Here is a 12,362-nt window from a genome sequence, read left to right as displayed (position 1 = left end):
CGGCGAGCAGCGCCGCCGCGAGCGTCCGCCCGGCCCGGGGCTCGCACCCGCCGGGGCCGTGACGCGCCAGGGGGCACGGCCGGGACTGCTCAGACGCTCGGGGCAAGGTCTTCACCGCTGCTCAACGGGCAACCGGCCGCTGGTGGGAGTACACCGCCATCAGGATACCGAAGCCCGCCATCACCGTCACGAGCGAGGTCCCCCCATAGCTCACCAGCGGCAGCGGCACCCCCACGACCGGCAGCAGGCCCGTCACCATCCCCACGTTGACGAACACGTACACGAAAAAGGTCAGGATCAGGCTGCCGCCCAGCAGGCGCCCGAAGTTCTCCTGCGCCTTCGAGGCGACGTAGAGCCCGCGGGCGATGATGTACAGGTAGAGGGCGAGCAGCACTCCCACCCCCAACAGTCCGAACTCCTCGCTCACCACGGCGAAGATGAAGTCCGTGGCGCGCTCGGGGAGGAAATCCAGGTGCGACTGGGTCCCGTTCAGCCACCCTTTGCCGTAGAGCCCCCCGGAGCCGATGGCGATCTTGGACTGGATGATGTGGTAGCCCGAGCCGAGGGGGTCGTTCTGCGGGTCGAGGAAGGTCAGCACGCGCTGGCGCTGGTAGTCCCGCAGGAACATCCAGGCAACCGGCGCCGCGGCCCCGATGGCGCCCACCAGCAGGCCGATGAGCCGCCAGCGCAGACCCGCGAGGAACAGCACGAAGGCCCCCGAGGCGCCCACCAGGAGCGCGGTGCCCAGGTCCGGCTGCCGGGCAATCAGGGCGGTGGGCAGGAGGACCAGGAGGGCGGCGCCGATCACCCGCGGGAAGCTCGGCGGCAGGGCGCCCTCGGAGAGGAAGCGGGCGAGCATCAGGGGCACGGTGACCTTGACCAGTTCCGAGGGCTGAAAGCGCACGAACTTCAGGTCGAGCCAGCGCTGGGCACCCTTGCCCACGTCCCCCGCCACCATCACCGCGACGAGGAGGAGCACCCCCGCGACGTACAGCCACGGCGCCCAGCGGAACATCAGCTGGGGCGGGATCTGGGCGACCAACGCCATCACGGTCAGGGCGAGCGCGAAGCGCAGGCCCTGGCGCAACAACACGTCGAGACTCTGCCCGCTCGCGGAGTACAGGACCACCCCCCCGAGGGCGGAGAGCAGGAGGATCCCCGTGAGCAGCGGCACGTCCAGGTGCAGCGGAGCCTGCATCAGACGGTTCGCCCGGTCGTCGGGAAGGAGGCTCACTCCTCTTCCTCCTCTTCCTCTCCGGCACCGCTGAGGGGATCCGTGGTGGACGCCCCGGTGCCCCCGAGCAGGTAGTGGTCCATGACCTTGCGCGCGACGGGCGCCGCCGTGCGCGACCCGCCGCCGCCGTTCTCCACCAGCACGGCGACCGCGATCCGGGGGTCCTCGGCCGGCGCGAAGGCGATGAAGAGCGCGTGGTCCCGCAGGTGCTTCTCCACCGTCTTCTCGTTGTACTTGCCGCCCCGCAGGGAGAACACCTGCGCGGTGCCGGTCTTTCCGGCGATCCGGTAGCGCGCGTCGGCGCCGACGCGCAGCGCCGTGCCCCCGGGGCTGTGGACGACGTTCACCATACCCTCGATGACCTTGTCCCAGAAACGGCTCGACTCCGGCGGGCCGGTGTGCTTCGTGCGCGGCGTGACCGGCGTCATCCGCCCGGTCGCCGGATCCACCACCGCCCGGGCCACCCGCGGCTCCACGCGCTGCCCCCGCGTGGCCATCGCCGCCGTCGCGGTCGCGAGCTGAACGGGGGTGGCGAGCCAGTAGCCCTGGCCGATCCCCGCGTTGACGGTCTCCCCCAGATACCAGTTCTGGCCCCGGCGGGTCTTCTTCCACTCGGTCGACGGCATGAGGCCCGGGAGCTCCCCTCCCACGTCGATGCCGGTCGGCTGGCCGAACCCAAACCCCGACATGAACTCGTGCATACGGTCGATCCCGAGGGCGAGCGCCATCTCGTAGAAGTAGACGTCGCAGGACCGCATGATCGCCAGATTCAGGTCGACCCGGCCGTGCCCTCCCCTCTTCCAGTCCCGGAAGACGTGGCTCACCCCCGGCAGGGAGAAGGAGCCACGGCAGTAGGTGGCTCCGGTCGCCAGCCCGACGTTGTAGAAGAGGCCCGCCAGCGCCATGAAGGGCTTCACCGTCGACCCCGGCGGGTATTGCCCGCGCAGGGCCCGGTTGTAGAGGGGCCGCTCCCGGGCGCTCTGCAGGGCCCGGTAGCTCGCCGCGTCGATCCCGTTGACGAACGGATTGGGGTCGAAGCCCGGCCGGCTCACGAGGGCCCGGACCGCGCCGGTGTGGGGCTCGATGGCCACCACCGCCCCGTTCTCCTCCCCCAGGGCCTCCTCGGCCGCGAGCTGCAGGGACATGTCCACGTGCAGGTACACGTCCTTGCCCGAAACCGCCGGGCGGTGCGAGAGCACCCGCAGGAGGCGCCCCGCCGCGTTGGCCTCGACCTGCTCGTAGCCCACCCGCCCGTGCAGGGACTCCTCGTACGCCTTCTCCACCCCGGTCTTGCCGATGTGGGTGGTGCCGGCGTAATCGGCACCGTCCAGCGTCTGCAGCTCCTGCTCGTCGATTCGCCCCACGTAGCCCACCACGTGCGCCGACGAGACCCCGAGGGGATAGTACCGGGTGAGGCGGGCCTCCACGTCGACGCCGGGGAAGCGGTGGCGGTTCACGGCGAACCGGGCCACCTCCTCCTCGCTCAGGTTGAGGCGCAGCGGCACGCTCTCGAAGCGCCTCCGGCGCTTGAGGAGCGAGCGGAAGCGGGTGAGCTCCCCGGCCCGGACCTCGATCACCTCCGCGAGGTCCGCGAGCGTGCGCTCCATGTCCGGCACCGACTCCGGGGTCACCTCCAGGCCGAAGGACAGCTGGTTGTGGGCCAGCAGCACGCCGTGCCGGTCGTAGACCTGTCCGCGCGTGGGCGGCACCGGCACCAGCTTGACCCGGTTGTCCTCGGACAGCGTGGCGAAGTGGTCGTGGCTGACGACCTGGAGATAGAACAGTCGCCCGACCAGGGCGCCGACCAGCAGGAGCACGCCGACGAGGGAGAGCACGAGCCGGTTCGCCACCAGCAGGGATTCCTGCATCCGGTCCCGCATTCGGCTGTCCAGACGCACGGCTCAGGGCGCCCGGGGCCTAGGAGACCTGATAGCGGCGGCGCACGTCGCGCAGGACGACGAACAGCCAGGGCCAGAGGAGCGTGCTGGTCACCGCCGGGGCCCAGATCGCCCGCGCCTCGGTCGGCATGCCCTGGATCCCGGTGACCCACAGGGAGAGCGCCCGGTCGAGGACGACGAGGAGGAAGATGCTGACGCCCTGCTCCCAGGGCGAGAGCACGCGCAGGCGCTGGTGCAGGCGCAACGCGAGGAACGCCACCAGCGAGAGGCTGAGCGCGTGCTGCCCGAGGAGCGCCCCGGTCATCACGTCGAGCAGCAGGCCGAGCCCCCACGCCACGCCGAGGCCCACGCGGTGCGGGAGCGCGAGCACCCAGTAGGCGAGCACCAGCGTCACCCAGGCGGGCCGCCAGGGCTCGGCCCAGTGGGGGAGCGGCAGCGCCGTCAGGACCAGCGCCACGAGAAAGCTCACGGCGATGGTGACGGTGCCCCGGCGTGGCGACGGCGGGCTCACGACCCTCCCCTCGCGGCGGCGGGGGTCCGGGCCCCCTCGCTGGGGCGCTGCCCCGCGCCCCACACCAGCAGGACCTCGCGGTTGCGCTCCATGTGGGCCGAGGGCTCCACGCGGACCTCGGCGAACGGCCGTCCGGTGTCCAGGCGCACCTGACTCACGCGGCCCACGGGGTACCCGGAGGGGAATCTCCCGTCCAGCCCCGAGGTCACCACCAGGTCGTCGACCCGCACGTCCGCGTTGAGCGGCATGTGAGCGAGCTCGAGCCCGCTGCTCACCCCGCGGCCAATGGCGATCGCCCGCAGCCCGTTGCGCGTGACCTGCACGGGCAGGGCGTGGTTGGGGTCGGTGACCAGGAGCGCGGTGGAGGAGAACGGCGTCACGTGCACCACCTGCCCCATCACGCCGTTCGCGTCGATGAGCGGCTGGCCCATGAAGGCGCCGTCCCGCGAGCCGCGATTCAGGAGGATCTTGTGGGAGAAGGGGTCCATGTCGACCGCCATCACCTCGGCGACCAGGACCCGCTCCCCGACCCGCGAGGAGGAGTCCAGCAGCTCACGCAGCCGCCGGTTCTCGGCCTCGAGGTCCGAGAACCGCCCCAGGCGCGCGTCGATGAGCAGGCGCTCGGCGCGCAGCCGCGCGTTCTCGTCCATCAGCGAGCGCCGGGTCGCGAGACGGTCGCTCCCCCACTGAGCGAGCTGGAACGGGGCGTTCACCGCGAGCTGCAGCGGCAGGACCAGAACCGACAGGCCCGCCCGCACCACCTCCAGGTGCCGGTAACGGTGGTCCACCGTCATCAGCACGAGGGACGCCAGGACGAACGCCACCAGCCGCAGGCTGAGGGCGGGACCGGGCGAGAACAGGGGCTTGGCCGGGGCTATGGGTGCCACCTCGTCGCCGCCCCCGCGGGGAACGCCTCGGCGGGGCTCACGGCGGGTGATCGACCCCGCGCGTGCGACGCCGCGCGCTCGAGCCGGGACTGTCTCGAGTGTAGCGAGCGGCGCACGAGCCGGGGAGAGGGTCCTACTCGCTGGCGAACACGTCCACGCCCTTTTCGTCCATCATCTCGAGGGCCCGCCCTCCCCCGCGCGCGACGCAGGTAAGGGGGTCCTCGGCGATGATCACGGGCAGGCCGGTCTCCTCCATCAACAGCCGGTCGAGGTCGCGCAGGAGCGCGCCACCGCCGGTGAGCACCATCCCGCGCTCGGCCACGTCCGCCCCCAGCTCGGGGGGGGTCTGCTCAAGCGCGGTCTTCACCGCGCTCACGATCCCGGACAGGGGCTCCTGGAGGGCCTCCAGGATCTCGTTGCTGTTCAGCATGAAGCTGCGGGGCACACCCTCGGCCAGGTTGCGGCCGCGGACCTCGATCTCCCGCAGCTCGTTCCCCGGGTAGGCCGACCCGATCTCGTGCTTCACGCGCTCGGCCGTCGCCTCGCCGATGAGGCTACCGTAGTTGCGGCGCACGTAGTTGATGATGGCCTCGTCGAAGCGGTCGCCCCCGATGCGCACCGAGGAGGCGTAGACGATGCCGTTCAGGGAGATGACCGCGACCTCCGTGGTGCCGCCGCCGATGTCCACCACCATCGATCCGCTCGCCTCGCTCACCGGCAGGCCCGCGCCGATGGCCGCGGCCATGGGCTCCTCGATCAGGTAGACCTCGCGCGCCCCGGCCCCGCCGGCGGACTCGCGGATCGCCCGGCGCTCCACCTGGGTCGAGCCACTCGGCACCCCCACCAGCACCCGCGGGCTCGGCCGCAGGAAGCGGTTCGCGTGCACCTTGTGGATGAAGTGTTGGAGCATCTTCTCGGTCACGGTGAAGTCCGCGATGACGCCGTCGCGCATCGGCCGGATCGCCGTGATGTGGCCCGGCGTGCGCCCGAGCATCCGTTTCGCGTCGTTGCCGACGGCGGCGATCGTCTTGGCACCGCCGGGGCCCCGCTCATGGCGGATGGCCACCACAGAGGGCTCGTTCAGGACGATGCCCTGGCCCCGCACGTAGATGAGCGTGTTGGCGGTGCCGAGGTCGATCGACAGGTCGTTGGAGAAGATACCCCTGAGGCTCTTGAGGAACATAGGAAGGGTCCGGGCCGTGGGCCGATAGTGCAGGAAGAGGCGATATAATGCGCGGGTGGGCCGCCTGGCGACGGTCCCTCGTCAACCGGCGCGAGAGCCCAATACTCTATCAGCGGCCATTTTCGCCGGCAACCCGGCCACCGCCGCAAGCGCGGACACAACCCTATGCCCCTGAGCGGAAAGGACGTCGAAAACATCGCCCACCTGGCCCGGCTCGCCCTGGCCGAGGAGGACATCGCCCGCTACGTGCGGGAGCTCTCGAGCATCCTGGACCTGGTGGAGCAGCTGCAGCGCGTGGACACGGCGGGCGTGCCACCCATGGCCCACCCCCTGGATGCCCACCAGCGCCTGCGGCCCGACGCGGTGACCGAGACGGACCAGCGCGAGCTCTTCCAATCCACGGCCCCCCTCACCGAGGCCGGACTCTACCTCGTGCCCCGGGTCATCGAGTGAGCCCCGTCCCAGATTCACAGCCCTGTGGGGCTTCCCCGGCGTACGGCCCGGCGGGACCGATCAATCAATCTGCTGGAGTCTGGTAAGACCCGAATGCACAACCGTTCCGTAGCCGAGATTGCCGCCGCCCTCAACCGCAGGGAGGTCTCCAGCGAGGAGCTCACCCGCCACTTCCTCGGGCGCATCGCCCGGTTGGACGGGCAGCTCAACAGCTTCGTCACCGTCACCGAGGAGCAGGCCCTGAGGCAAGCCCGCGAGGCCGACCGCCGCCGCGCCGCAGGTGAGGGGGGCCCCCTCACCGGGGTGCCGATGGCCCACAAGGACATCTTCTGCACCCTCGGCGTGCGCACCTCCTGCGGGTCGCGCATGCTCGACCCCTTCGTCGCCCCGTACGACGCGACGGTCGTGGAGCGCGTCGCGGCGGCGGGCATGGTGATGCTCGGCAAGACCAACATGGACGAGTTCGCGATGGGCTCGTCGAGCGAGACCAGCTTCTACGGGCCCGTGCGCAACCCCTGGGACCCCGGGCGGGTGCCCGGAGGATCCTCCGGCGGCTCGGCCGCCGCAGTGGCCGCCCGCCTCGCCCCCGTCGCCACCGGCACCGACACGGGCGGCTCCATCCGCCAGCCCGCGGCCCTCACCGGGCTCACGGGCCTGAAGCCCACCTACGGGCGGGTCTCCCGGTACGGGATGGTGGCCTTTGCATCGAGCCTCGACCAGGGTGGCCCCTTCGCGCGCAGCGCGGAGGACGCGGCCTGGCTCCTCTCCGCCATGGCCGGCTTCGACCCGCGTGACTCCACCAGCCTCGACCGTCCGGTGGACGACTACCTGGCCGCGCTCGACGCACCCCTCGAGGGCCTGCGGGTGGGGCTCCCGAAGGAGTACTTCGGCGAGGGGCTCGACCCCCGCGTGGGTGCGGTGGTGGAGGCGGCGGTGCGCGAGCTCGAGGGGCTCGGGGCGCGGGTGCGCGAGGTGAGCCTGCCGAACAGCTCGCTCGCGGTCCCGGTCTACTACGTGGTGGCCCCGGCCGAGTGCTCCTCGAATCTCTCCCGCTTCGACGGGGTGCGCTACGGCCACCGCTGTGCCGAGCCGAAGGGCCTCGAGGACCTCTACAAGCGCTCGCGCTCCGAGGGCTTCGGCGCCGAGGTGAAGCGCCGGATCATGATCGGCACCTACGCCCTGTCGGCGGGCTACTACGACGCCTATTACCTCAAGGCCCAGCAGGTCCGCCGTCTGATCGCCGACGACTTCCGCCGGGCGTTCGCGGAGGTCGACGTGCTGGTGGGCCCGACCTCCCCGTCGACCGCCTTCCGGCTCGGCGAGAAGACGAGCGACCCGGTGCAGATGTACCTCTCGGACATCTACACCATCGCCGTCAACCTGGCGGGACTGCCCGCGGTCGCGCTGCCGGCCGGCCTCGTCGACGGGCTGCCGGTGGGCCTGCAGGTGATCGGCGACTACTTCTCGGAGGCCCGGCTCCTCAACGTCGGCCACCGCTACCAGCAACTCACGGACTGGCACCAGCGCGTGCCGCCGGGATTCGAGTGACACACATGGACTGGGAAACCGTCATCGGGCTCGAGATCCACGCCCAGCTCGCCACGCGCAGCAAGATCTTCTCGGGCGCTTCCACCGCCTTCGGCGCCGAGCCGAACACCCAGGCCTGCGCCGTGGACCTGGGCCTGCCGGGCGTGCTCCCGGTGCTCAACGCGGGCGCCGTGCGCATGGCCGTGAAGTTCGGGCTCTCCGTCGGCGGCGCGGTGGCGCGCCGCTCGGTGTTCGCCCGCAAGAACTACTTCTACCCCGACCTGCCCAAGGGCTACCAGATCAGCCAGTACGAGCTCCCCGTGGTCGCGGGCGGCCACCTGGACATCGAGCTCGAGGACGGCAGCACGAAGCGGGTCGGCATCACCCGGGCACACCTGGAGGAGGACGCCGGGAAGTCGCTGCACGAGGACTTCCACGGGCTCACCGGGATCGACCTGAACCGCGCCGGCACGCCGCTGCTGGAGATCGTCTCCGAGCCGGACCTGCGCTCCCCCCGCGAGGCGGTGGCGTACATGAAGCGGCTGCACGCCCTGGTGCGCTATCTCGAGATCTGCGACGGCAACATGCAGGAGGGCTCGTTCCGCTGCGACGCCAACGTCTCCGTGCGCCCGCGAGGGCAGGCGACCTTCGGCACCCGCGCCGAGATCAAGAACCTGAACTCCTTCCGCTTCGTGGAACGGGCGATCCAGTACGAGGTGGAGCGCCAGATCGCACTCCTGGATTCGGGGGGCAAGGTGCAGCAGGAGACGCGCCTGTACGACCCCGACCGGGGCGAGACGCGGCCCATGCGCAGCAAGGAGGAGGCGAACGACTACCGCTACTTCCCCGACCCCGACCTGCTGCCGCTCGTCCTGGAGGAATCCTTCATCGAGGAGGTGAAGGCGACCCTGCCCGAGCTGCCGGACGCCCGCAAGTCCCGCTTCACGCGGGACTACGGCCTGTCGCCCTACGACGCGGGGGTGCTCACCGCGACGCGCGAGATGGCGGACTTCTACGAGTCCACCCTGCGCGCCGCCGGGGGGGAGCCGAAGCTCGCCGCCAACTGGGTCATGGGCGAGCTGTCCGGCGCCCTCAACAAGGGCAATCTCGAGGTCACGGCGAGCCCCGTGGGCCCCGAGGCCCTCGGCGGGCTGCTGCGCCGGATCGCCGACGGGACCATCTCCGGGAAGATCGCGAAGGAGGTCTTCGAGGCGATGTGGGCCGGTGAAGGCGACGCCGAGGCCGTCATCGAGCGCCGGGGCCTGCGCCAGGTCACGGACACCGGCGCCATCGAGCGCCTGGTGGAGCAGGTCATGGCCGCCAACCCCGAGCAGGTCGCCGGCTACCGCGCGGGCAAGGATAAGCTCCTGGGGTTCTTCGTCGGCCAGGTCATGAAGGTCTCGGGGGGCAAGGCCAACCCCGGCCAGCTGAACGAGATCCTCAAGCGCAAGCTCGCACCCCGCTGACCCCGGACGAGGGAAGCCCGTCAACCCCCGTCAAGGAAATCCCGTCGACCTCCGAAAAGCAGAGGCCGGGCAATGCCCGGCCTCTCGCAACCTCGAGTCACCGCCTGGCTCAGCTGGCCGGCAGCTCTGCGGCGGCCTCCGGGCGGTCGACCAGCTCGATGAGCGCCATCGGGGCGTTATCCCCGGCCCGGTAGCCGATCTTCAGGATCCGCAGATAGCCACCAGGGCGCGCCCGGTAGCGCGGGCCCAGCTCGTTGAAGAGCTTGGTCACCACCTCGCGGTCCCGCAGGCGGGCGAAAGCCAGCCGGCGGTGGTGCACGCTGTCCTCCTTGGCCATCGTGATCAGGGGCTCGGCAATGCTGCGAAGCTCCTTGGCTTTCGGCAGGGTCGTGCGGATCAGCTCGTGCCGGAACAACGACGCGCTCATGTTGCGGAACATGGCCCGCCGGTGGGCACTGGTACGGCTCAGCGCTCGGCCACTGTTACGGTGTCGCATGGGAATCGTTCCTGATGCTGGTTTCGAAGCCCGAGCCGCTCACGCGCTCAGTCCCCGGAATCCTTTTCGTAGAGCCCCACGGGGGGCCAGTTCTCGAGCCGCATCCCGAGGGACAGCCCGCGCGAGGCCAGCACGTCCTTGATTTCGGTCAGCGACTTCTTGCCGAGGTTCGGCGTCTTGAGCAGCTCCACCTCGGTCCTCTGAATCAGATCACCGACGTAATAGATGCCCTCTGCCTTCAGACAGTTCGCCGAACGGACCGTGAGCTCCAGGTCGTCCACCGGGCGCAGCAGGATCGGGTCGACGCCGGGCTGGCTGCCCAGATCGGGCATCGCCGGCTTCGCCTCCCCGCTCAGGTCGACGAACACCGAGAGCTGCTCCTGCAGCACGCGCGAGGCGCGCCTCACGGCATCCTCCGGCTCGATGGTCCCGTTCGTCTCGAGCTCGATCACCAGCCGGTCCAGGTCGGTGCGCTGCTCGACGCGCGCGTTCTCGACCGCGTAGGACACCCGGCGCACGGGACTGAACGAGGCGTCCAGGAGGAGCTTCCCGATGGGGCGATCCGCCGTCTGCTCGCTCACGCGCACCGCGGCCGGCTGATAGCCCCGGCCCCGGACGACCTTCAGCGTCATCGACAGATGACCCGCCTTGGTCAGATGCGCGATCAGGTGGTCGGGGTTGACGATCTCCACGTCGTGATCGAGCGTGATGTCACTCGCCCGCACCTCCCCCGGCCCCTTCTTGCTCAGGGTCAGGGTCGCCTCGTCCCGGGCGTGGAGCCTGATGGCCAGCCCCTTGAGGTTCAGCAGGATCTCGGTCACGTCCTCCTGCACACCCTCGATGGTGGTGTACTCGTGCAGGACGTTGTCCACGTCGACCTCGACCACCGCCACCCCGGGGATCGAAGACAGAAGGACGCGGCGCAGCGCATTGCCGAGCGTGTGGCCAAACCCCCGCTCGAGGGGCTCGACCGCGAGCTTCGAGACATGCCCGCCCAGCGGCTTCACCTCGACCAGACGCGGCCTGAGGAGCTCTGTCAGATTCGACTGCATCGCACGTCTCCGGGCTGGCGCCTACTTGGAGTACAACTCGACCACGAGGTGCTCGTTGATCTCCGAAGGCAGGTCGCTGCGATCCGGAATGTTCTTGAAGGTCCCCTTCAACTCCTTGGGGTCCACGTCCACCCACTCCGGGAAGCCGCGCTGCTGAGCCATCTGCATGGCCGCCTGGATCCGCATCTGCTGCCGCGCACGCTCGGACACCGCGACCACGTCGTTGGGACGAACCTGGTACGACGGGATATTCAGCTTGCGCCCGTTCACGGTGATTCCGTTGTGCCGGACCAACTGGCGCGCCTCACTGCGCGAGGCGGCGAATCCCATCCGCTGCACGACGCAGTCCAGCCGGCTCTCGAGGAGCTTCAGCAGGTTCTCGCCGGTCGAGCCCTTGCGCTGGTCGGCCTCGGCGTAGTAGCGGCGGAACTGCCGCTCCAGCATCCCGTAGACCCGGCGCAGCTTCTGCTTCTCGCGCAGCTGCGAGGCGTAGTCCGACACCCGCGTGCGGCGCTGCCCGTGCTGGCCCGGGGGGAAGCCCCGCGACTCGAACGGACATTTGCTCGTGAAGCACTTCTCCGCCTTGAGGAAGAGCTTCGCGCCCTCCCGACGGCACAAGCGACACTCCGCTCCGATGTATCTGGCCAAGCTCGCCTCCTGCCTCAGACGCGGCGCTTCTTCGGGGGACGAACCCCATTGTGGGGGATCGGGGTCACGTCGGAAATGCTGTTCACGCGGAAACCGACGTTGTTGAGCGCCCGCACCGCGGCGTCGCGCCCAGGGCCAGGACCCTTGACGCGCACCTCCACGTTCTTCATCCCGTATTCCTTCACCACCTGACCCACGCGGTCCGCAGCGACCTGGGCGGCGAAGGGCGTGCTCTTGCGCGAGCCGCGGAAACCGCTGCCCCCGGAAGTCGCCCACGCCAGCGTGTTGCCCTGCCGGTCGGTGATCGTGATGATGGTGTTGTTGAAGGACGCGTGCACGTGCGCCACGCCGTCCACGACGTTCTTCTTGACCTTCTTGCGAGTGCGTGCCGCCGCCTTAGGCTTCACCATACCGGAAACTCACCCTGTCTACTTCCTGATCATCCGGCGCGGACCCTTCCGGGTACGCGCGTTGGTCCGAGTACGCTGGCCCCGAACCGGCAGCCCGCGGCGGTGGCGGATCCCCCGGTAACACCCGAGGTCCATCAGACGCTTGATACTCATGGAGACTTCGCGCCGCAGGTCGCCCTCTACGGGGAACCGCCCGACCTCCGCGCGCAACCGGTCGAGCTCCTCTTCCGTGAGCTCCCTCAGCTTGCGCGCCGGCTCGATGCCGGCCCGCTCGCAGATGAGCCCCGCGCGGGTGTGCCCGATGCCGAAGATGTAGGTCAACGCGATCCGCGTGTGCTTGTTCGCGGGAAGGTTGATGCCAGCGATACGGGCCATCTGCCCCTCTCTCCTGTGTGTACGGACGCCCGCGGAAAGCGGGAAAGTGTACCGCGTTTGCGCCCTTCGTTCAAACCATTACTGCGTTACGAGTCAACCCTGCCGCTGCTTGTGCTTGGGATCCGAGCAGATCACCCGGACCACACCCTTGCGACGGATGATCTTGCACTTGCGGCAGACCTTCTTGACCGATGCCCTGACTTTCATCGCTGCGCCTCCCGC

General features: G+C 70.0%; 14 protein-coding genes. 3 read left to right on the top strand and 11 right to left on the bottom strand.

What is annotated here, in order from left to right; translation table 11 throughout:
- Positions 1-121 precede the first annotated feature (121 nt).
- From rodA to KA217_00815, 5 genes are all read right to left on the bottom strand, one after another.
- On the bottom strand, positions 122-1,198 hold the full coding sequence (gene rodA, locus KA217_00835; protein MBP7710998.1) for a rod shape-determining protein RodA: 1,077 nt from the start codon (positions 1,196-1,198) through the stop codon (positions 122-124).
- A 32-nt stretch (positions 1,199-1,230) separates the two neighbouring features.
- Entirely contained in the window at positions 1,231-3,114 is a 1,884-nt protein-coding gene (gene mrdA / locus KA217_00830; protein MBP7710997.1) for a penicillin-binding protein 2, read from the bottom strand.
- Positions 3,115-3,151: 37 nt separating this feature from the next.
- Positions 3,152-3,643, bottom strand: coding sequence for a rod shape-determining protein MreD (gene mreD, locus KA217_00825; GenBank protein ID MBP7710996.1), 492 nt, complete (start codon positions 3,641-3,643; stop codon positions 3,152-3,154).
- Entirely contained in the window at positions 3,640-4,530 is an 891-nt protein-coding gene (mreC, locus tag KA217_00820) for a rod shape-determining protein MreC (GenBank protein ID MBP7710995.1), read from the bottom strand. The genes mreD and mreC overlap by 4 nt, the downstream gene beginning before the upstream one ends.
- Before the next feature lie 133 nt (positions 4,531-4,663).
- Positions 4,664-5,713, bottom strand: coding sequence for a rod shape-determining protein (locus KA217_00815; GenBank protein ID MBP7710994.1), 1,050 nt, complete (start codon positions 5,711-5,713; stop codon positions 4,664-4,666).
- Positions 5,714-5,878: 165 nt separating this feature from the next.
- Here KA217_00815 and gatC point away from each other — a divergent pair, with 165 nt between their 5' ends.
- The 3 genes from gatC (at position 5,879) to gatB (ending at position 9,159) form a co-directional block, all read left to right on the top strand.
- Positions 5,879-6,166 carry an Asp-tRNA(Asn)/Glu-tRNA(Gln) amidotransferase subunit GatC gene (gatC, locus tag KA217_00810; protein MBP7710993.1) on the top strand — a complete coding sequence of 96 codons (288 nt, stop codon included), beginning with the start codon at positions 5,879-5,881 and terminating at the stop codon, positions 6,164-6,166.
- Between the two features lie 93 nt (positions 6,167-6,259).
- The gene (gene gatA / locus KA217_00805; protein ID MBP7710992.1) at positions 6,260-7,714 is read left to right on the top strand and encodes an Asp-tRNA(Asn)/Glu-tRNA(Gln) amidotransferase subunit GatA; all 1,455 of its coding nucleotides are present in this window, start codon (positions 6,260-6,262) and stop codon (positions 7,712-7,714) included.
- A 5-nt stretch (positions 7,715-7,719) separates the two neighbouring features.
- On the top strand, positions 7,720-9,159 hold the full coding sequence (gene gatB, locus KA217_00800) for an Asp-tRNA(Asn)/Glu-tRNA(Gln) amidotransferase subunit GatB (protein ID MBP7710991.1): 1,440 nt from the start codon (positions 7,720-7,722) through the stop codon (positions 9,157-9,159).
- A gap of 109 nt (positions 9,160-9,268) precedes the next feature.
- Here the strand turns inward: gatB and rplQ are convergent, their stop codons facing one another.
- From rplQ to rpmJ, 6 genes are all read right to left on the bottom strand, one after another.
- A complete protein-coding gene (gene rplQ / locus KA217_00795) occupies positions 9,269-9,655 on the bottom strand; it encodes a 50S ribosomal protein L17 (protein ID MBP7710990.1) in 387 nt (128 codons plus the stop codon).
- 47 nt (positions 9,656-9,702) lie between these two features.
- Positions 9,703-10,707, bottom strand: coding sequence for a DNA-directed RNA polymerase subunit alpha (rpoA, locus tag KA217_00790; protein ID MBP7710989.1), 1,005 nt, complete (start codon positions 10,705-10,707; stop codon positions 9,703-9,705).
- A 21-nt stretch (positions 10,708-10,728) separates the two neighbouring features.
- Positions 10,729-11,355 carry a 30S ribosomal protein S4 gene (rpsD, locus tag KA217_00785; protein ID MBP7710988.1) on the bottom strand — a complete coding sequence of 209 codons (627 nt, stop codon included), beginning with the start codon at positions 11,353-11,355 and terminating at the stop codon, positions 10,729-10,731.
- Positions 11,356-11,369: 14 nt separating this feature from the next.
- Positions 11,370-11,765: a 30S ribosomal protein S11 gene (rpsK, locus tag KA217_00780; GenBank protein MBP7710987.1), complete on the bottom strand. Its 396-nt coding sequence runs from the start codon at positions 11,763-11,765 to the stop codon at positions 11,370-11,372.
- Between the two features lie 18 nt (positions 11,766-11,783).
- A complete protein-coding gene (gene rpsM / locus KA217_00775; protein MBP7710986.1) occupies positions 11,784-12,140 on the bottom strand; it encodes a 30S ribosomal protein S13 in 357 nt (118 codons plus the stop codon).
- 93 nt (positions 12,141-12,233) lie between these two features.
- Positions 12,234-12,347, bottom strand: coding sequence for a 50S ribosomal protein L36 (rpmJ, locus tag KA217_00770; protein MBP7710985.1), 114 nt, complete (start codon positions 12,345-12,347; stop codon positions 12,234-12,236).
- Positions 12,348-12,362: the final 15 nt, after the last annotated feature.

The sequence above is a fragment of the Gammaproteobacteria bacterium genome, from assembly GCA_017999615.1.
Taxonomy (GTDB): Bacteria; Pseudomonadota; Gammaproteobacteria; order JAABTG01; family JAABTG01; genus JAGNLM01.
The sequence above is the reverse complement of the archived record's forward strand: the minus strand, read 5'-3'. Positions and strand labels throughout refer to the sequence as shown.

Bases quoted from the DNA above. Each gene is read 5' to 3' on its own strand.
- rpsK (MBP7710987.1), bottom strand. From the start codon at position 11,765: ATGGTGAAGCCTAAGGCGGCGGCACGCACTCGCAAGAAGGTCAAGAAG.
- mrdA (MBP7710997.1), bottom strand. From the start codon at position 3,114: ATGCGGGACCGGATGCAGGAATCCCTGCTGGTGGCGAACCGGCTCGTG.
- rplQ (MBP7710990.1), bottom strand. From the start codon at position 9,655: ATGCGACACCGTAACAGTGGCCGAGCGCTGAGCCGTACCAGTGCCCAC.
- rpoA (MBP7710989.1), bottom strand. From the start codon at position 10,707: ATGCAGTCGAATCTGACAGAGCTCCTCAGGCCGCGTCTGGTCGAGGTG.
- gatC (MBP7710993.1), top strand. From the start codon at position 5,879: ATGCCCCTGAGCGGAAAGGACGTCGAAAACATCGCCCACCTGGCCCGG.
- KA217_00815 (MBP7710994.1), bottom strand. From the start codon at position 5,713: ATGTTCCTCAAGAGCCTCAGGGGTATCTTCTCCAACGACCTGTCGATC.
- rodA (MBP7710998.1), bottom strand. From the start codon at position 1,198: ATGCAGGCTCCGCTGCACCTGGACGTGCCGCTGCTCACGGGGATCCTC.
- rpmJ (MBP7710985.1), bottom strand. From the start codon at position 12,347: ATGAAAGTCAGGGCATCGGTCAAGAAGGTCTGCCGCAAGTGCAAGATC.
- gatA (MBP7710992.1), top strand. From the start codon at position 6,260: ATGCACAACCGTTCCGTAGCCGAGATTGCCGCCGCCCTCAACCGCAGG.
- gatB (MBP7710991.1), top strand. From the start codon at position 7,720: ATGGACTGGGAAACCGTCATCGGGCTCGAGATCCACGCCCAGCTCGCC.
- rpsM (MBP7710986.1), bottom strand. From the start codon at position 12,140: ATGGCCCGTATCGCTGGCATCAACCTTCCCGCGAACAAGCACACGCGG.